A 17,746-nucleotide genomic window follows, 5' to 3' on the forward strand; every position below is an offset into this window, starting at 1 on the left:
CCGACCCATGCGTATCGCGGTCGGCAAGGTGTGCCAACAGGATGAAGCGATCACCCGCAGGGCGCCTGCTCGGATCGGTGGGGGCGGCCTCGCCATGGCCACTGTCTCCAACACCTACCGCCAGCGCCCGGCGACCTCCTGGCAGAGGCCTTTGATCAGCTTCAGCTCCTTCTGCACGGTGCTGGGCGAGACCTGCAAGCGCGCAGCGATCTCCAGGTAGCTGGCGCCTTGGAGGCGGCTGAGTGTGAAGATGCGCCGCTGACGCGGGGTCAGCGTCAGGCGCGTGCCCAGGCGTCGCAGCAGCTGCTCGGCATGGGCGGCCTCCTCACAGGTGCCGATCGGTGCGGGCACGTTGTGCAACACCCGTTCGGGCACGTCGTCGAGCAGCGTACGCCTCTGCAGCCTGCGCGCCCGCAGATGATCCAGCGCCAGGTTGCGTGCCACCTGGAACACGAAGGGTTCCAGGTGCTCGACAGGGCGTTCGCGCAGGGCCCGGGCCACGCGCAGGTAGGTCTCCTGAAGCAGGTCCTCGGCGGTGCTGGGGCTGTCGACCAGGCGCTGCAGGGTGCGCAGCAGGGGCGTGCGGTGGGTGAGGAAGAAGGCATTGAAGCGGGACTGAATCACGGGGGATGACCTGGACCGATGATCAGTTAATGATAATTATTGTCATCAAAACGTCGGTCAAGCGATGCGCCAAGGGCATCGTGTATCCATATGTGATGCAAAGATGACCGCTGCACGGTTCATGCACCTTGCGCCGGTCATGAAGCGGACGCGTAAAGAATTGCGTCAGTGCGATGTCGGGCTGTGCAGCAAGGCTCTTGAAAACGGCCTACGTGATGAAATCCTTTAACGAGGACTCAAAAACGCTAAGAATCAGGCAGCTGTGTTCTAAAACGCTAACGATGTCGCCAAAGGCCGATGGAATCGAATCAGGTGAAACCGTTCGTCTTCGCCGGCTTGGGAAGCTCGACGGACGTTTTCGGTGTTTTTCGGAGGGAGGGGAGATATGGAGCGGGTAGAGGGAATCGAACCCTCAACTAAAGCTTGGGAAGCTTTCGTTTTGCCACTAAACTATACCCGCGTGTCGAGCGATCCGCCGCGTCTTGCCTTATGCCGCCTGGTTATGACCAGCACCCGCTTCGGAGCTGAACGTTTTACCAGAACCTGTGCTTGATGAGAAGCCTGGGACTCAAAAAAACTGAAATCACCGCGTTTCAGACCAGCGCGATCTCCGCTGCAGTCAAGGCCCGGTACTCCCCCGGCGCCAGCCGTTCATCCAGCACGATACCCCCCATCCGCTCCCGGTGCAGCCCGATCACCTTGTTGTCGAAGTAGCCGAACATCCGTTTCACCTGATGATAACGCCCCTCGACGATGCTCAGCCGGGCCAGGCGCGGGCCCAGCACGACCAGCTCGGCGGGGAGGGTGGTGAGGTCCTCGAAGGCGAAGTAGATGCCTTGGCGGAACTGCGCTGCATACTGTGCGGTGATCTCGTCCTGCGTCTCGACCCGGTACACCTTCGGCAGCTTGGTGACCGGTTGGGTCAGGCGGCGTGACCACTGCCCGTCGTTGGTCAGGATCATCAGCCCGGTGGTGTTGTAGTCGAGCCGACCGGCGATGTGCAGGCCATGGCCCACGTCGGCTGGCAGCAGGTCGATCACGGTACGGTGATCCGGGTCGGTGGTGGCGCTGACGCAGCCTGCCGGCTTGTGCAGCATCCAGTACCGCGCCGGCTCGCCGGCCTGTACCACGCGCGCATCGACTTCGATCCGGTCGAAGACGCTGACGTCATGGCGGGGATCGTCGACCGCGTGGCCGTTGACGCGCACGCGACGCTGGGCCAGCGACAGGCGCACCTGCTGGCGGTTGAAGCACGGCAGGTTGCCGAGGAAACGGTCCAGGCGCATGGATCAGTCCGATCGCGGAAAAGAAAGGGTCAAGCCGCTGGCGCGTCGTCCACCACCGGATCGAGGCCTTGTGCACAGCGTGGACACAGGCAGGCACGGTCGCGCAGGTCGGCGGCGATGGCCTGAAGCGCAGCCGGGTCGATCTTCACGTTGAAGCACCAACAGGCCTGCGTGGCGTTGGCCGGGTTGGCCAGGGCGCAATCGTTGAGGCTTGCGCAGGCAGGGCAGCGTCGGGTGTCGGTCATGGTCGGGTCAGGGGTCGCTCGGTTCGGCGCAGACCCGGTTGCGTCCGCGCTGCTTGGCATGATAGAGCGCGTCGTCGGCGCGGCTGATCAGGCTGTGCAGGGTATCGTCGGGCCGCCGGTAACTCAAGCCGATGCTGGTGGTCAGGCGCAACGGATGGTCGGTGAAGGCGAAGGCCAGCTGTTCGGTGCGACGGCGGATCTTCTCGGCCACCTCGTACGCCCGCGCCGGCTCGACGTCGCGCAGCAGCACGATGAACTCCTCACCGCCCCAGCGGCACAGGATGTCCGTCTGCCGCAGACTGCTGCGCAGCACCAGGGCGAACTCGCGCAGCACTTCATCACCGGCCAGGTGGCCATGGGTGTCGTTGAGCGCCTTGAAGTGGTCCAGGTCGATCAGCAGGGCGACCAGGGGCTCGTGCTCGCGCTGGGCATCGTCCAGGGCCTGACCTGCCGTGCGGTCGAAGCTGCGACGGTTCGGCAGGCCGGTGAGGCTGTCCAGGCCGGCCAGCGCTTCGGTGTCGTGCTGGTGGCGCTTGAGCATGGCATGCAGCAGCGAAAGCACTACCAGGGTGATCATGGCGCAGATCGCCAGGTTGAGGTACAGCGACTGGCGAATGCGGTCCAGGGCTCCGTTCTCGCGCTTGTCGACCATCAGGTACCAGTCCAGCTCAGGGATCAGGCGCACGTTCACGAAGTGGCGCTGGCCGGCCGCATCGCGGTATTCGTGGCTGCCTTCATCGGGAATGGGCCGGTCGGCCAGCAGCGTTTTCCAGGGCGGTTGCCTGTCCAGCGCCTGGCCGGCGCGCAGGCCATGGGGGCCGCCCTCGGAACCGGTCAACAGCACGCGCCCTTGCGCATCGGTGAAGAACACCGAATGTTGATAGCGTTGCTGGTACTCATCGATCAGCTCGACCACTGCGTCGACGCTCAGGCCGACACCGGCGGCACCGATGAAGCGCTGCTGGTAATCGAGCACGCGGTAGTTGACGAACACCGTGAGCGCATCCCCGTTGGCCATGTCCAGGTCGACGTTGATCTCGTAGGGCGTCTTGGCGTTCTTGAGCCTGAAATACCAGGCATCGCGCCAGGCCGTGGGCGAGACCTGCTTGAGCACACCCTTGGCCTGGTAGTAGCGCTGGCTGCGGTCGGAGACGAAAAAGGCCGTGCAGGTCGCCTGTTCGCTGACGATCTCTTCCAGGTAACGGGTGATGCTCTGCGGCTCCTGTTCGCCCTCGAGAATCCAGTCGCGCAGAAAGGTATCGCGCGCCATCATCTTGGCGACCAGGATGGGATGCACCAGGTCCTTCTGGATCTCGGCGTATACCCGCTCCGAGGTCAGCGGCAGCTCGGTGTTCAGCAGGTTGTCGCGCAGCGCACTGCGTGAGGCGAAATAGCTCAGGAAGGAGGTCGCGAGAAAGCCACAGGCCAGCAAGAGCAAGAGCGTGAAGATCAGCGAGCGTTGCGAAAGCAGAACGGAACGTGACGGCATGATCTTCCTGTGATGTGTGCCTGTGGCGCCAGTTTAGAGCGATCGTGGCGAAATGAGTCGAATATGTGAGTGGTGTAAAGCTTTGTTTCAATTCATTGCAGAAAGGGCACTGCACGCCTGTTCATCAGTCTGATTCAGGGTCGATCCCCGTGTGGCGATCGCGCCTGCCAGCGTCGCTGGCCGGAATCCTCAGCGGTCCGGGAGGCCGCCATGTACAGACGACTGCTGCTGATTGCCTGGTTGGGGCTGTTGACCACGGCATGTACACCCTACGTCGGTTCCTATACTACCCAGTACTACAGCACCGACCGCCCTGTCTATCCGACCTATTATCAGGTGGAACGCTATCAGGTGGTGACGCCCTCTGGGTATTACGCGGTGCCACCCAGGCCGTACCACCGGCATGCCGGCCCACCGCGCTTTGTGCCCTACCCGCCGCCCGGCCTGAACCCGCACTGGCGAGACCGCGACGTGCAGGACCGGCGGTTCATCGGGCAGCGACACCGGCACGACTACGGTCGTGACCGGGATCGTCGCCTGTACGACCGCCGCTACCAGGAGCAGCGGCGTGCGTTCGATCAGCGTGGCGTGCCGGGCGCGCATTCCCCAGGGTGGGGGCCACGCGGCTGGCAGCGCTGATCAGACCAGATCTTCCAGCGGGTGAGGGGCCTGTCGGTCCTCCTGGAAATGCGCCGCCACCACGGCGTCCGGCACACGGGCGATGTCGGGCCAGTGCCAGCGCGGGGCGTTGTCCTTCTCCAGCAAGCGTGCACGAACGCCTTCGCTGAATTCGGGGTAGCGGCAACAGTTCAGGCTCAAGGTGTATTCCATGCGCAACGCCTGGGCGAGCGATTGATGACGTGCGCGCCTGAGCTGCTCCCAGACCAGGCGCGCCGTCAGCGGACAGCCTTCGTGCAGCCGCTGACCAGCAGCCGCCAGCAGGGGGTCGGCGTCGTGGCGCAATGCCGACACGGCCTGCCAGGCCGCGACGGGGTCGGCGACGTCCAGCAGCGCATCGATCCGCGCCCGGCGCGGTAGCCACTGGGCCTCGGGCAGCGCATCGACCGCGCACCGCTGCTCGGCCTTGAGCAGGCTGTTGAGCTGCAGGTCGACGTGCTCGTCCCAGTCGAGCTGCAGTAGCTCGTCGATCAGCGCGTCCTGCTGCGCGTCGTTGAGGAAGCGATCGGCCAGGCCCAGGTCCAGGGCATCGCGGGCGTTGATCGGTGCGCCCGTCAGGCCGAGGAACAGGCCCAGACGGCCGGGCAGACGGCTCAGGTACCAGCTGGCACCGACGTCCGGATAAAGGCCGATGCTGATCTCGGGCATCGCCAGCTGGCTGCTGGGCGTGACGATCCGGATGGACGCCCCTTGCAGCAGGCCCATGCCACCGCCGAGCACGTGCCCGTGACCCCAGCAGAGCACGGGCTTGGGATAGGTGTGCAGGCGGTGGTCGAGCCGGTACTCGGTGGCGAAGAACCGTGCAGCCAACGGTGGCGCGCTGCCGGGCTGCTCACGGCAGGCCTGGACCAGGCTGCGCACGTCGCCCCCGGCGCAGAACGCCTTCGGGCCATTGCCGCGCAGCAGCACGCAGGCCACCTTCGGATCCTCGGCCCAGGCCCGCAGATGCTCGTCGAGCGTTTCGATCATCGGCAGGTTCAAGGCATTGAGCGACCTGGGCGCGTCGAGCGTCGCAATACCAATGCGGGCGCCATAGGCGCCGGTATGCACTTCACACTGAATGGACATGGTGTTCCCTCTTCAAGACCGCCTCCAGTATGGCTGGTCGGAGCGAACGCGCCTGGCCGTGGTCGGACTGATTGACAAGGCACGATGGCTTTCCTACCGTCGCGCCACCTTGCCAACGGATGAACCTATGACCGACGACGATCGCATCAAGCTCGAACCCAGCTGGAAAGCCGCGCTGCGTGCCGAGTTCGACCAGCCCTACATGCATCAGTTGCGTGAGTTCCTGCGCCACGAGTATGCCGCAGGCAAGCAGATCTACCCACCGGGGCCGCTGATCTTCAACGCGCTCAACTCCACGCCGCTGGACCAGGTCAAGGTGGTCATTCTCGGGCAGGACCCTTACCACGGCCCCAACCAGGCGCATGGGCTGTGCTTCTCGGTCCAGCCAGGCGTGCCGACGCCGCCGTCGCTGGTCAACATCTTCAAGGAACTGCACCGCGACCTGAACCTGCCGATCCCGAACCACGGCTACCTGCAGAGCTGGGCGGACCAGGGCGTGTTGCTGCTCAACACCACCATGACGGTCGAGCGCGGCAACGCGGCGTCCCATGCCAAGAAAGGCTGGGAGTACTTCACCGACCGGATCATCCAGGTGGTCAGCGAGCAGTGCGAGCACGTGGTGTTCCTGCTGTGGGGCGCGCATGCGCAGAGCAAGCAGAAGCTGATCGACGGCACCAAGCACCTGATCCTCAAGTCGGTGCACCCCTCGCCGCTGTCGGCCTACCGCGGGTTCATCGGCTGTGGGCATTTCAGCCGGACCAACGCCTTCCTCGAGCAGCGGGGCATGAAGCCGATCGATTGGTCGTTGCCGGAAACGGTGGGTTAAGAAGGCAGGGCCTGCGCTGATGGGTCGGCAGGCGGTTTCTCTACAGTCAGGAGGTGCCGCCGCCAATCGCGGGCAAGCCCGCTCCCACAAGCTGCTTGCGCAGCCATGCCTACACCGGCGGCTGGAGAGGTCTGGGTGGGAGTCCGCCCGCCGCCAAGCGCCGCGCTGTCGCGCAGCAAACTGGGCCATGCATGGTTGATCTTCCGCGGTGATAAGCAGGGCGAAAAGCAAAAGGCGGCTGACCCGTAGGGGCAGCCGCCTTTTGCTTTGCTACGATCTTGAGTGCGCGGGACAGAGGCCGTAGACCGCATTGGTGTGTCAGCACCCGCGTGGGAGAGTGGCCCGCACGGCATCGGCGTGGAGTCCCTGTCGGCACCACCGCAAGGTGGTGACCACGTATGAGAGAGTGAACCCCTTTCGCCGCCGTGTGCCCCGCGCCCCTCTATCCTGCGAGGAATTCCTATGGCGCGCAAGCAAGCCAAGCAACGTTTTGAGCTCGTTCATCCGCACTGTGCAGGCATCGACATCGGTAGCCGTGAGCACTGGGTTGCCGCCAGTGTCGATCACGCGCCCTGTGTTCGCAGTTTTGCAACGTTCACGCATGACCTCCATCAGCTTGCAGACTGGCTCGCTGAGCTGAAAATCGAAGTCGTTGCCATGGAGGCAACCGGCGTTTACTGGATCCCGCTTTTCGAGTTGCTCGACGCGCGTGGCTTCAAGGTTTACCTGGTCAACTCGCGAGCAACGCGACAGATCTCTGGGCGCAAGTCGGATGTGCTCGACTGTCAGTGGATCTGGCAGCTGATGAGCCACGGTCTGTTGCGGGGAGCCTTCCGCCCCTCGGATGCGATTTGTTCCATCCGGGCGCTGGTTCGTCAGCGAGCGAACAAAGTTCGCGACCAAGCTCAGACATTGAACCGAATCCAGAAAGCGCTTGTTCAGATGAACATCCAGTTGGCCAACGTCATCAGTGACATTTCAGGCGTCACGGGGATGCGGATCCTGCGAGCTATCATCGCCGGCGAGCGCGATCCACAAAAGCTGGCCGGAATGATTGATCGTCGAATAAAAGCCCCTCAGGAAACCGTTGCGCGCAGCCTGCACGGCAACTGGCGTCTGGAGCATCTTCATATGCTTGAGCAGGAAGTGGAAGCTTACGATTTTCTGGAGCAGCAGATTGCTGGAAATGACAAGGCCATTGCATGTGCCTTGGAGCAACTGCCGGTGCGAGAAGATGCGCCCAAGCCCTCACGCAAGGCACTGCGTAGCCCACACCGCTCCACGGCCGATCAAGCTGCCTTGCATCAGGCACTGTGGAGGATGATGGGCGTAGATCTGACGGCTATCCCCACCATCGGTGTCGATACAGCCTTGGTGCTTGCCAGCGAAATCGGGCCGGATCTGGGCCGGTTTGCAAGTTCACAGCACTTTTGCTCCTGGCTAGGCCTGGCACCCCCTACTCGAATCTCCGGAGGCCGGCAGTTGTCGGGAGTCGGCCCGAAAGTACTCAACCGCGCGGCACAAGCACTGAAGCAGGCCGCATCCAATGCCCGAAATGACAAGAGCTTCATCGGTGCCAGCCACCGTGCTCGTCTATCACGGATGGATACCAGTTGCGCCATCAAGGCAACGGCCCACCAGCTTGCGCGGCTGATCTACGCAATGTTGACCAAGGGTCAGCCGTATGTTGAGCAGAGGATCGAGGCATTTGAAGAGCGAAGTAGGGACAGGCAGCTTCGAGCCTTGCTGCGCAAGGCCCGGAAGCTGGGGCTGGAACTGAGCAAAGTCGCTTGATTTTTTTGCTTATGAAACAAGGGTTTATTTTATGTTTGATGAGAGCTGGCTTGCCAGCGATAGGGCCCTGTCAGGCGCCGCCTGCGTCGCGGGTAAGCCCACACATCAGTCCATGCGGTCAGGCATGTGCCAAGTAGAAGAAGACAGTTGCTCCCACAACCCCTAGCCGCGATGCTGCAGGCTGTTGGTCCCCTGTGGGAGCGGGCTTGCCCGCGATACGGTCGTCCAGACGCCGTAGGAGGGCTCAGGCACCCCCACGTCTGGCCCAGCGCCGAAACAACGGCTCGGCCAGAAACAGCACGAACAGCAGCCGCATCACCTGCATCGCCGTCACCAGGGGCACGGACAGCTGCAGGGTCTCGGCCGTCAGGCTCATCTCGGCGATCCCGCCTGGCATCATGCCCAGCGTGAGCGAACGAACGTCCAGGTGCGTCAGGTAGCTGAGCGCCCAGGCGGCCGCACCGGCGATCGACATGCTCAATGCGGTGGCCAGCAGGGTGCGCCCGAGAAACGCCGGGGCCCGACGGAAGAACGCGCGGTTGAAGTGACAGGCCAGGCCGCTGCCGATCAACCACTGGCCGATCTGGCTGCCACCGTCCGGCAGGCCGATGCGCAGGTCGGCGGCCAGGCTGACGCTGGCGGCCACCAGCAGCGGCCCGAACAGCCAGGGGTTGGGTTGACGCAGGCGTTGCCAGAGCCAGGCCGCCAGCAAGCCAAGGGGGCCGACTAGCGCCAGCCAGCCCCAGCTTACCTGACCGGCATGGGCCACGGGCACGCCGTCACCCAGCAGAAACTTGAACAGCGCAGGCACGCACAGCACCACCGCCAGCACCCGCAGACTCTGCGCCGCGGCCACCTGGCCGAGCGCAGCGCCATTGCGGGCACCGAGGTTGACCATCTCGCCCGAGCCGCCCGGCATGCTGGCGAAGAACGCCGTGGCCGGGTCTTCGCCGCCGCGCCTGAGCAGCCAGACGCCGACCACGCTCGAGACCGTGACCAGCAGCGCGCCGAACAGAATCAGGAGGAAGTGGCTGGCGACCTGCTCGATCACCTCGGGGGTGAAGTGCAGGCCGATGCCGATGCCGATGAGCCACTGGCCGCACTTGCGGCCGTTGGGGATCTCCGGCAACTGCCAGGGGGTCAGGCAGCGCACCAGGATGATCGCCAGCAACGAGCCGACCATCCAGGGCAGTGGCCAGCCGATCTGGCTGGCGAGCAGGCCACCGGCCAGACCGACCAGACCGGTGGCCCAGTACAGCGGGAGGGTGCGATCAGGCACCGGCCGCCGCCTGGCGCTGACGGGCACGGCGACGCCAGATGCGCAGCAGGGGCAAGGCCAGCATGCACAGGGTCAGCACCCACACCCCCAGGCTGATCGGGCTCGACCACAGGATGCCCAGCTCGCCGTTGGAGATCGACAGCGCGCGACGCAGGTTCTGCTCCATCAGCCCACCCAGGATGAAGCCGAGCAGGATCGGCGACAGCGGGAAGTCCAGCTTGCGCAGGATGTAGCCCATGATGCCGATGCCGACCATCAGGAACAGGTCGAAGGTGGTGGCGTGCACGGCGTATACGCCGATCCCGGTGATGATCGCGATCACCGGCACCAGGGCCCAGTTCGGCACGGCGAGGATGCGGGTGAAGATGCGGATCATCGGGATGTTCAGGATCACCAGCATGATGTTGGCGATGAACAGCGAGGCGATCAGGCCCCAGACGATGTCCGGCTGCTGCTCGAACAGCATCGGGCCTGGGGTGATGTTGTACAGCGTCAGGGCGCCGATCATTACGGCGGTGGTCCCCGAACCCGGTACGCCGAGCGTCAGCATCGGCACTAGGGCGCCACAGCACGAGGCACCGATGGCGGTTTCCGGCGCGGCCAGGCCACGGGCGTCGCCCTTGCCGAACGTGCCGCTCTCACCGGCCATGCGCTTCTCGGTCATGTAGGCCACGGCACTGGCCAGCGTCGCGCCAGCGCCCGGCAGCACGCCCATGACGAAACCGAGCAGGCCGCAGCGGATGTTGACCGCGAACACCGAGGCCGCTTCCTTGACGTTGAACAGCATGCGCCCGGTGGCCTGGACCGCCTGGTGGCCGTGGTGGGTCTTCTCCAGCAGCAACAGGATCTCGCTGATCGAGAACAGGCCCAGCACCATCACGACGAACTGGATGCCGTCGGCCAGGTGCACGCTGTCACCGGTGAAGCGGTAGACGCCGCTATTGGCATCGATGCCGACGGCCGACAGGAACAGGCCGATCAGGGCCGCAATGAAGGTCTTCAGCGGCTTGTCGCCCGCCATGCCGCCCAGCGCGACGATGGCGAACACCATCAGCACGAAGTACTCGGCCGGTCCGAAGGCGATCGCCCACTTGGCCAGCAACGGCGCGAACAGCACCATGCCGCAGGTGGCGATGAAGGCGCCGATGAACGAACTCCAGGCCGACAGCGACAGGGCCACACCCGCCAGGCCTTTGCGGGCCATGGGGTAGCCGTCCAGGGTGGTCATCACCGTCGAGGCTTCGCCGGGGATGTTGAGCAGGATCGAGCTGATGCGTCCGCCGTACTCGCAGCCCAGGTATACCGCCGCCAGCAGGATCAGCGCCGATTCCGGCGGCAGGCCCAGGGCAAAGGCGATCGGGATCAGCAGGGCGACGCCGTTGATCGGCCCCAGGCCCGGCAGCAGGCCGACGACCGTGCCGATGAGGGTGCCGGACAGGGCAGTGACCAGGTTGTACGGGGTCAGCGCGACGCCGAAGCCCTGGCCGAGATAACTCAAGGTATCCATGTGTCAGTTCTCCAGCACGTCGAGCAGGCCCAGGGGCAGCGGTACATCCATCACGCGGTCGAACAGCCAGTACAGGAACAGGCTCATGCCGATCACCACCACGGCGCTGTGCAACCAGCGCCCTCCGTAGAGGCGCGCCATGGGCAGGCCGGTGAGAATGGCGCTGAGGATGAAGCCCAGCGGTTCGAAGGTCGCGGCGAAGATGAGCAGCAGGCCCACGCAGCAGGCGATCTTGATCAGGGTTTCACGGTCCAGCGGCGGCTCGTCGTCCTTGTGGACGATCGGCGTCGGACGAATGGCCAGGTACAACAGGCCCAGGCCCATCAGCCCGAGCATGAGCAGCGGGTAGGCGCGGGGCCCGACGGGCTCGTAGGAAAAGGCGGCCTGGTAGGGCCAGGCCATCACCGCCAGCGCGGCGCACACCGCCAGCAGCACCAGCGCGAAGAGGCGTTGCAGGATCATGGGAAAATCCTCGAAAAGGATGAGGCTGACGGCGTGCCCCGCGCGCCTGCGTTCGCACGCGAACCGAGGCAGGGCCACGCCGCTCCGGGGCGGTTACTGGATCAGGCCGAATTCCCGGGCCAATGCCTTGTAGTCGGCGACCTGCTTCTTCACGTAGCCATCGAGTTCTTCGCCGGTCATGGCGAAGGGGAACAGCTCGCGCTGGTCACGCAGCTTGGCGAAGTCTTCCGAAGCCAGCAGCGTGTCGAACGAGGCCTTCCACCAGGCGTAGTCCTCGTCGCTGACCTTCGGCCCGAGGTAGAAGCCGCGCACCACCGGCCAGACGATGTCGTAGCCCTGCTCCTTGGCGGTGGGGATGTCCTTCATCTCGGGCTCGTCCAGGCGATTTTCCGAGAACACGGCCAGGATGCGCATGTTGCCGCTCTGGATGTGCGGCATGGAGTCGGAGATGTCGGTCGAGCCGACCTGGATGTGCCCGCCCAGCAGCGCGGTGGCGATTTCACCGCCGCCTTCGAGCGCCACGTAGCGCAGGTCGCGCGGGTTGATCCCGGCGGCCTTGGCGATCAGCGCGGTCTGCATCCAGTCCTGGCTGCCCACGGTGCCGCCCGAGCCGATCACCACCTTGCTCGGGTCCTTCTTCAGGGCCGCGACCAGGTCGTCCAAAGTCTTGTAGGGCGAGTCGTTCTTGACCGCGATGGCGCCGTAGCTGGTGCCGACGGCGGCCAGCCACTTCACCGCGTTCTCGTCGAAACGGCCGAACTTGCCCTGGGCCAGGTTCAGCAGCGAGCCGCTGGACCAGGCCACCAGGGTGCCGGCATCGCCCGGCCGCTGGGCGACCACCGCGTTGTAGGCCACCGCCCCGACGCCGCCGGGCATGTAGGTCACGCGCATGGGCTTGCTGAGGATCTTCTCGTTGACCAGCGCGCTCTGCACCAGCTTGCAGGTCAGATCGAAACCACCGCCCGGCGAGGCCGGGGCGATGCATTCGGGGCGCTTGGGTTCGGCGGCCAGCGCCTGGCCGGCCAGCAGCAGGCAGCCGGTGGCGAGGACGAGACGGCGTAGGGTTGGGGTCATGGTCGGTCTCCGTGAGCGTTGTTGTTGTCGGATTACCACAGGGCCACGCTGTAACTCACCAGCACGCGCATCTCATCGGCGTCACGGGCGAAGTTCGAGCGGAAGCTGGCATTGCGCAGGCGCACGGCGACGTTCTTCAACGGCCCGTTCTGCACCACGTACTTGAGTTCGGTGTCACGTTCCCACTCGCGGCCTTCGCCACCGGCGGCGCGGCTGACGTTGTCACCGCTCAGGTAGCGGGTCATGAAGGTCAGGCCGGGAATGCCGAGCTTGCCCAGGTCATAGTCGTAGCGCAGCTGCCAGGAGCGCTCGTCGGCGTTGGCGAAGTCGTTGATCTGGACGAAGTTGACCAGGTAGGGGTCGGCGCCGTCGAGGTAGGGGAAGGCGCTGTCGCCGGACAGCTGCTGGTAGGCGCCGCTGAACTTGTGGCCGTTCAGGCCATAGCTGACCAGACCGTTGAAGGTGGTGTTGTCGATGCGCCCGGCACGGGCCTGGCCCTGCTCGTCGCTGGTCGACAGGCGCAGGTCGGCACCCAGGATGCCCGACCCCAGCGGCTGGTTGATCACCAGGCCGAGGAAATGCTGGCGGTAGACCTCGTCCAGCTGGGCGAAGTGGTAGCTGCCGCTGATGCGGTCGGTGAACGCATAGTCGAAGCCGGCCAGGTCGAAATGTTCGCCGGCCACGGTCGCGCCGAAACGGTTGTTCTTGTTGTTGATCGCGATGTCTTCACGGTTGGTGTTGTCGCGGTCCTTGGCTTTCTCCAGGCGGCCGCCGATGAGCGTGAAGCGTTCCAGGTCCTCGGAACTGACCAGGGCGCCTTCGAACGTCTGCGGCAGGATGCGCCCGTCGTTGGGCTGCACGGTCGGCAGGTCCGGGATCAGCGTACCGACCTTGAGCTCGGTTTTGGAGATGCGCACCTTGCCGGTCAGGCCCAGCTTGGAGTACTCGTCCGCGGCACGTCCGTCGTCATGGGTCGGCAACAGGCCGGTACCGGTGCGGTCCGGGCTGGAGTCGAGCTTGACCCCCAGCATGCCGAGCGCGTCCACGCCGAAGCCGACCGTGCCGTCGGTGTAGCCGGACTGGACGTTGAGCATGAACCCCTGGGCCCATTCGTCGCGCTTGGACTGCTGACGGCTGGTGCCATCGCGAAAGTCACGATTGAAGTACATGTTGCGGGTTTCGAGGGTCGCCTTGCTGTCCTCGAAAAAGGCAGCCTGACTCACGGGCGCTACGCTGGCGAACGCCAGGGCACAGGTGATGGCCGAGGGACGGGCGGAACAGGATCGGTGTGGCGCACGCGCCGAGGGCTGCGGTGGCAGCATATCGATGACTCCATTTCTTGTTCTTATTGGACGCACAGTCGAGGTGCAGAACCGGCATCTTTGCTGTGCCGTGGTGCGATGCTAGGAAATGAACCTTTCACCAAGCTTTCAATTTGAAAGGATTGTTACAAGGGGCTTCACGACCGCGCCGGCAGGGTACACTCCGCGCCATCCACCGATTGGCGAGGGGAGACAACGATGCGTGTGCTGCTGGTCGAAGACCACCTGCAACTGGCTGAAAGCGTGGCCCAGGCCCTCAAGAGCACGGGACTGACGGTCGATGTGCTGCACGACGGCGTTGCCGCGGACCTGGCCCTGGCCAGCGAGGATTATGCGGTGGCGGTATTGGACGTCGGCCTGCCGCGCATGGACGGTTTCGAGGTGCTGGCGCGCCTGCGTGGGCGGGGACGCAACCTGCCGGTGCTGATGCTCACCGCGCGTAGCGACGTCAAGGATCGGGTCCATGGGCTCAACCTGGGCGCCGATGACTACCTGGCCAAGCCCTTCGAGCTGAGCGAGCTGGAGGCGCGGGTCAAGGCGCTGCTGCGGCGCAGCGTACTCGGCGGCGAGCGTCAGCAGCGCTGCGGCCCCCTGGTCTACGACCTCGATACCCGCCGTTTCAGTCTGGGCGAGGAGACCCTGGCCCTGACCTCGCGCGAGCAGAGCGTGCTCGAAGCGCTGATCGCCCGGCCAGGTCGGGTGATGAGCAAGGAGCAGCTGGCCGCCCAGGTCTTCGGCCTGGACCAGGAGGCCAGCCCCGACGCCATCGAGATCTACGTCCACCGCCTGCGCAAGAAGCTCGACGGCCAGCCGGTGGCCATCGTCACCTTCCGCGGCCTGGGTTATCTGCTCGAGCACCGCGATGCGTGACACCGGCAGCCTGCGTGGGCGCTTGCTGTGGAACCTGGCGCTGCTGCTGGTGGTGCTGATGACCGCCAGCGGCCTGAGTGCCTACTGGAACGGGCGCGAGGCGGCCGATACCGCCTATGACCGGACCCTGCTGGCCTCGGCGCGGACCATCGCCGCCGGCCTGTCCCAGCGTGACGGCACGCTCAGCGCCGACGTGCCCTACGTGGCCCTGGACACCTTCGCCTACGACAGCGCCGGGCGGATCTACTACCAGGTGCTGGACATCCACCAGCGGCTGATCTCGGGTTACGAGCACCTGCCCGCGCCGCCCGCCGATACCCCGCGCACCGACGACTACCCCGCCCTGGCACGGTTCTACAACGCCCGGTACCTGGGCGAGAACGTCCGTGTGGTCAGCCTGCTCAAGGCTGTCAGCGAGCCGAACATGAATGGCATGGCGGAGATCCGCGTGGCCGAGACCGAGGAGGCGCGCGTCAGCATGGCCCGCAGCCTGATGGCCGATACGTTGCTGCGCCTGGGGATGCTGGCGTTGGGCGCGCTGCTGATGGTCTGGTTCGCGGTGAGCGCGGCCTTGCGCCCGCTGGAACGTCTGCGCACGGCGGTCGAGGAGCGCCAGCCGGACGACCTGCGGGCCCTGCCGGTGGTGCAGGTGCAGCGCGAACTGGAGCCGCTCGTGCGTGCGCTGGATCACTTCACCGAACGGCTGCGGGGCCAGTTCCAGCGCCAGGCGCAGTTCATCGCCGAGGCGGCCCATGAACTGCGCACGCCCCTGGCGGTGCTCAAGGCACGGGTCGAGCTGGGCCTGCGCGCCGAGGACCCGGAGATCTGGCGGCAGACGCTGGAATCGGCCGTGCAGGGCACCGATCGCCTGACCCACCTGGCCAACCAGCTGCTCTCGCTGGCGCGGGTGGAGAACGGTGCCCGGGCGATCGCCGAGGGCGGTGCCCAGCGCCTGGATCTCAGTCAGCTGACCCGTGAACTGGGCATGGCCATGGCACCGCTGGCCCACGCCCGTGGTATCTCCTTGGCCCTGGAGGCGCAGGCCCCGGTCTGGCTCAAGGGCGAACCGACCCTGCTCAACGAGTTGCTCAGCAACCTGGTGGACAACGCCCTGGCCCACACGCCTTCCGGCGGCGACGTGGTGCTTCGGGTGCTGGCGCCAGCGGTGCTCGAGGTCGAGGACGATGGACCGGGTATCCCGGAAAGCGAACGCGAACGCGTTTTCGAGCGTTTCTACCGGCGCGGCCCGCAGGGCACCGGGCTGGGCCTGGCGATCGTGGGCGAGATCTGCCGCGCGCACCTGGCGCAGATCACCCTGCACGACGGCGAGAACGGCGGGCTGAAGGTGCGCGTCAGCTTCATCGCCGACTGACCTTCAGCGCAGCAGGCCGCGTGCGTGCAGCAGCTCGGCCGCCTCCAGCCGGGTGCCGGCCGGCAGGCTCAGGTGACGGTAGGCGGGCAGGGTGTCGAGCGCGCGTCCCGGCTCGCCCTGGCTCACGTGCCGGGCCAGTTGCACGATGTCGATGTAGTCGATGCGTGCGGTGTGGCGATCCAGGTCCTGGATCTGTCCCGGCAATCGCACCAGCTGCTCGGGAAACTCCCAGGCACTGAGGATCTTGTCGCCCAGCGCCGGCTGGATCTGTTCGATGACATGATCCAGGCAGACCGGGTCGGAGAGCAGTTCGTTGTGTTCCTGGGCATGGATCAGGATCGGCAGGGCGCCGATCTGGTGTACCAGCCCGCCCAGCGCGGCCTGATCCGGCGTGAGCCGGGTGTAGCGGCGGCACAGCTCGTAGCTGATACCGGCCACTTCCAGGCTGCTGGTCCAGATCGCCCGCAGCTTCTGTTCCACCGCCGGCTCGCGGGCATGGAAGATCTGTTCGATGACCAGGCCGATCGCCAGGTTGCAGCTGTAGTTGACGCCCAGGCGCGTGATGGCCGTGTGCAGGTCGGTGACCTCCACGGTCGCCCGCAGCAGCGGGCTGTTGACCACCTTGATCAGGCGCGCCGCCAGCGCAGCGTCGCGCCCGATGACCTTGCTCAGCGCCGCGACGCTGATCTCGCTGTCCTCGGCGGCTTCACGGATGCTCAGCGCCACTTCGGGCAGGGTCGGCAGCACCAGGTCGTCATTCTCGATGGCGACCACCAGTTGCGCCTTGACCGTCTCAGCCAATGTATTCATCAAAAGCTACCGCAAAAGAAGGCTGCCCCGCTCGACACACGGGGCAGGCAGGTCAACGCTGGATCTCTCGGTCGCGATCCAGTTCGTACGGCAGGCTCGCCAGGGTCAGGCGCGGCCCTTCGGGGCTGCCCAGGTGCAGTTGCCCGGACTCGATGGCGTCCGCGGCCACCACCGCCAGCAGCTCGCAGCCGCCCTCGCCCGTGGGCGCGGCCAGCACTACCTCGCCGACCGAGGATCCATGCACCGGGGAGAACACGCCGGTGCCCGGCGCAGGCGCCTGACCGTCGTCCAGCAGCAGACGATACTGGCGACGCTTGAGCTTGCCCAGGTACTGCATGCGCGCGACGATCTCCTGGCCGGTGTAGCAGCCCTTCTTGAAGCTCACGCCACCGACGGCCTGCAGGTTGATCATCTGCGGGATGAACAGTTCGCGGGTCTGGGCCATGACCTGGCCCAGGCCGGCACGGACCTGACCGAGCAGCCAGCGATCCAGCGGCGCTTCGGGCAGGGCTTCACGCAGCCGCGCCAGCACGGCGTCGTGCTGCTCGGCCGGCACCCACAGCTCGGCGCGCTGCGGCGAGACGTTGATGGCGATCAAGCCCTCGTGCGTGCAGAGCCCGCCCGCGTCCTCCGGTAGCACCAGGCCCAATGCCGCGAGCAGTGACTCGCCCTGCTGCAGGCCGTAACGCACCCAGTGGGCGCTGGCATCGCTCAGGGTGGCCTTGGAAAACACGGCGTATTTCTTCAGGTCCGCCAGTTGCGGCGCCAGCAGTTCCTGGGTCATGGCCAACAGGAAGCCCGTGTCGTATGGCACGATGCGGAAGCTCGACTGCATGCGGCCCTTGGGCGTGCAGCGGGCACCGAGGCTGGAGTGCGCAGGGTCGAGGTACGTGAGGTTGCAGGTCAGTTGTCCCTGAAGGAACTTGCCGGCATCGGAGCCGAGGACGGCAAGAATGCCTTCGTGGCTGAGGGGGCAGTAGAACGCGGAGTCGGCCATGGGTCATCGCAGTTGGTAAAGTCTGCAGTCATGATAGAGGGCC

The 17,746-nt window shown here is 65.5% G+C and carries 17 protein-coding genes and 1 tRNA gene; 5 read left to right on the top strand and 13 right to left on the bottom strand.

Annotation, left to right across the window (positions count from 1 at the left end; all coding sequences use genetic code 11):
• Positions 1 to 114: 114 nt before the first annotated feature.
• The 5 genes from G7007_RS03900 to G7007_RS03920 form a co-directional block, all read right to left on the bottom strand.
• Positions 115 to 624, bottom strand: coding sequence for an RNA polymerase sigma factor (locus G7007_RS03900; protein ID WP_181099111.1), 510 nt, complete (start codon positions 622 to 624; stop codon positions 115 to 117).
• A 386-nt stretch (positions 625 to 1,010) separates the two neighbouring features.
• Positions 1,011 to 1,084, bottom strand: a tRNA-Gly gene (locus G7007_RS03905).
• 133 nt (positions 1,085 to 1,217) lie between these two features.
• Positions 1,218 to 1,910: a pseudouridine synthase gene (locus tag G7007_RS03910; RefSeq protein ID WP_181099112.1), complete on the bottom strand. Its 693-nt coding sequence runs from the start codon at positions 1,908 to 1,910 to the stop codon at positions 1,218 to 1,220.
• A 29-nt stretch (positions 1,911 to 1,939) separates the two neighbouring features.
• On the bottom strand, positions 1,940 to 2,155 hold the full coding sequence (locus tag G7007_RS03915; protein WP_181099113.1) for a cysteine-rich CWC family protein: 216 nt from the start codon (positions 2,153 to 2,155) through the stop codon (positions 1,940 to 1,942).
• Between the two features lie 7 nt (positions 2,156 to 2,162).
• Positions 2,163 to 3,644, bottom strand: a complete 1,482-nt coding sequence (locus G7007_RS03920) for a sensor domain-containing diguanylate cyclase (protein ID WP_181099114.1) — start codon at positions 3,642 to 3,644, stop codon at positions 2,163 to 2,165.
• 210 nt (positions 3,645 to 3,854) lie between these two features.
• On the opposite strand from G7007_RS03920, the gene G7007_RS03925 reads away from it, so the two are divergent.
• Complete coding sequence (locus G7007_RS03925; RefSeq protein ID WP_181099115.1) at positions 3,855 to 4,283, top strand: hypothetical protein; 429 nt, start codon at positions 3,855 to 3,857, stop codon at positions 4,281 to 4,283.
• Here the strand turns inward: G7007_RS03925 and G7007_RS03930 are convergent, their stop codons facing one another.
• A complete protein-coding gene (locus G7007_RS03930) occupies positions 4,284 to 5,390 on the bottom strand; it encodes an enoyl-CoA hydratase/isomerase family protein (protein ID WP_181099116.1) in 1,107 nt (368 codons plus the stop codon). It lies immediately after the preceding gene.
• Between the two features lie 127 nt (positions 5,391 to 5,517).
• Here G7007_RS03930 and ung point away from each other — a divergent pair, with 127 nt between their 5' ends.
• Entirely contained in the window at positions 5,518 to 6,216 is a 699-nt protein-coding gene (gene ung / locus G7007_RS03935; RefSeq protein ID WP_181099117.1) for a uracil-DNA glycosylase, read from the top strand.
• Between the two features lie 462 nt (positions 6,217 to 6,678).
• Positions 6,679 to 8,010, top strand: coding sequence for an IS110 family transposase (locus G7007_RS03940; protein ID WP_181099118.1), 1,332 nt, complete (start codon positions 6,679 to 6,681; stop codon positions 8,008 to 8,010).
• A gap of 244 nt (positions 8,011 to 8,254) precedes the next feature.
• Here G7007_RS03940 and G7007_RS03945 read toward each other — a convergent pair whose 3' ends face one another.
• The 5 genes from G7007_RS03945 to G7007_RS03965 all read right to left on the bottom strand — a co-directional run bounded on the left by G7007_RS03945 (position 8,255) and on the right by G7007_RS03965 (position 13,654).
• The gene (locus G7007_RS03945) at positions 8,255 to 9,289 is read right to left on the bottom strand and encodes an AbrB family transcriptional regulator (protein WP_181099119.1); all 1,035 of its coding nucleotides are present in this window, start codon (positions 9,287 to 9,289) and stop codon (positions 8,255 to 8,257) included.
• Entirely contained in the window at positions 9,282 to 10,796 is a 1,515-nt protein-coding gene (locus G7007_RS03950) for a tripartite tricarboxylate transporter permease (protein ID WP_181099120.1), read from the bottom strand. The genes G7007_RS03945 and G7007_RS03950 overlap by 8 nt, the downstream gene beginning before the upstream one ends.
• A 3-nt stretch (positions 10,797 to 10,799) precedes the next feature.
• Entirely contained in the window at positions 10,800 to 11,258 is a 459-nt protein-coding gene (locus G7007_RS03955) for a tripartite tricarboxylate transporter TctB family protein (RefSeq protein WP_181099121.1), read from the bottom strand.
• Between the two features lie 93 nt (positions 11,259 to 11,351).
• Positions 11,352 to 12,332, bottom strand: coding sequence for a Bug family tripartite tricarboxylate transporter substrate binding protein (locus G7007_RS03960; RefSeq protein ID WP_181099122.1), 981 nt, complete (start codon positions 12,330 to 12,332; stop codon positions 11,352 to 11,354).
• A 32-nt stretch (positions 12,333 to 12,364) separates the two neighbouring features.
• The gene (locus tag G7007_RS03965; RefSeq protein ID WP_181099123.1) at positions 12,365 to 13,654 is read right to left on the bottom strand and encodes an OprD family porin; all 1,290 of its coding nucleotides are present in this window, start codon (positions 13,652 to 13,654) and stop codon (positions 12,365 to 12,367) included.
• Between the two features lie 198 nt (positions 13,655 to 13,852).
• Here G7007_RS03965 and G7007_RS03970 point away from each other — a divergent pair, with 198 nt between their 5' ends.
• Positions 13,853 to 14,524 carry a response regulator gene (locus tag G7007_RS03970; protein ID WP_181099124.1) on the top strand — a complete coding sequence of 224 codons (672 nt, stop codon included), beginning with the start codon at positions 13,853 to 13,855 and terminating at the stop codon, positions 14,522 to 14,524.
• On the top strand, positions 14,517 to 15,896 hold the full coding sequence (locus tag G7007_RS03975) for a sensor histidine kinase (RefSeq protein WP_181099125.1): 1,380 nt from the start codon (positions 14,517 to 14,519) through the stop codon (positions 15,894 to 15,896). Before G7007_RS03970 ends, G7007_RS03975 begins: the two co-directional genes overlap by 8 nt.
• A gap of 3 nt (positions 15,897 to 15,899) precedes the next feature.
• On the opposite strand, the gene G7007_RS03980 is transcribed toward G7007_RS03975, so the two are convergent.
• A complete protein-coding gene (locus tag G7007_RS03980; protein WP_181099126.1) occupies positions 15,900 to 16,706 on the bottom strand; it encodes an HDOD domain-containing protein in 807 nt (268 codons plus the stop codon).
• Positions 16,707 to 16,758: 52 nt separating this feature from the next.
• Positions 16,759 to 17,703, bottom strand: coding sequence for a CAF17-like 4Fe-4S cluster assembly/insertion protein YgfZ (ygfZ, locus tag G7007_RS03985; RefSeq protein ID WP_181099127.1), 945 nt, complete (start codon positions 17,701 to 17,703; stop codon positions 16,759 to 16,761).
• Positions 17,704 to 17,746: the final 43 nt, after the last annotated feature.

The organism is Pseudomonas entomophila, from assembly GCF_013523125.1.
GTDB lineage: Bacteria > Pseudomonadota > Gammaproteobacteria > Pseudomonadales > Pseudomonadaceae > Aquipseudomonas > Aquipseudomonas entomophila_B.

Bases quoted from the DNA above. Each gene is read 5' to 3' on its own strand.
- G7007_RS03910 (WP_181099112.1), bottom strand. From the start codon at position 1,910: ATGCGCCTGGACCGTTTCCTCGGCAACCTGCCGTGCTTCAACCGCCAG.
- G7007_RS03915 (WP_181099113.1), bottom strand. From the start codon at position 2,155: ATGACCGACACCCGACGCTGCCCTGCCTGCGCAAGCCTCAACGATTGC.
- G7007_RS03920 (WP_181099114.1), bottom strand. From the start codon at position 3,644: ATGCCGTCACGTTCCGTTCTGCTTTCGCAACGCTCGCTGATCTTCACG.
- G7007_RS03925 (WP_181099115.1), top strand. From the start codon at position 3,855: ATGTACAGACGACTGCTGCTGATTGCCTGGTTGGGGCTGTTGACCACG.
- G7007_RS03930 (WP_181099116.1), bottom strand. From the start codon at position 5,390: ATGTCCATTCAGTGTGAAGTGCATACCGGCGCCTATGGCGCCCGCATT.
- ung (WP_181099117.1), top strand. From the start codon at position 5,518: ATGACCGACGACGATCGCATCAAGCTCGAACCCAGCTGGAAAGCCGCG.
- G7007_RS03940 (WP_181099118.1), top strand. From the start codon at position 6,679: ATGGCGCGCAAGCAAGCCAAGCAACGTTTTGAGCTCGTTCATCCGCAC.
- G7007_RS03950 (WP_181099120.1), bottom strand. From the start codon at position 10,796: ATGGATACCTTGAGTTATCTCGGCCAGGGCTTCGGCGTCGCGCTGACC.
- G7007_RS03955 (WP_181099121.1), bottom strand. From the start codon at position 11,258: ATGATCCTGCAACGCCTCTTCGCGCTGGTGCTGCTGGCGGTGTGCGCC.
- G7007_RS03960 (WP_181099122.1), bottom strand. From the start codon at position 12,332: ATGACCCCAACCCTACGCCGTCTCGTCCTCGCCACCGGCTGCCTGCTG.
- G7007_RS03965 (WP_181099123.1), bottom strand. From the start codon at position 13,654: ATGCTGCCACCGCAGCCCTCGGCGCGTGCGCCACACCGATCCTGTTCC.
- G7007_RS03970 (WP_181099124.1), top strand. From the start codon at position 13,853: ATGCGTGTGCTGCTGGTCGAAGACCACCTGCAACTGGCTGAAAGCGTG.
- G7007_RS03975 (WP_181099125.1), top strand. From the start codon at position 14,517: ATGCGTGACACCGGCAGCCTGCGTGGGCGCTTGCTGTGGAACCTGGCG.
- G7007_RS03980 (WP_181099126.1), bottom strand. From the start codon at position 16,706: ATGAATACATTGGCTGAGACGGTCAAGGCGCAACTGGTGGTCGCCATC.
- ygfZ (WP_181099127.1), bottom strand. From the start codon at position 17,703: ATGGCCGACTCCGCGTTCTACTGCCCCCTCAGCCACGAAGGCATTCTT.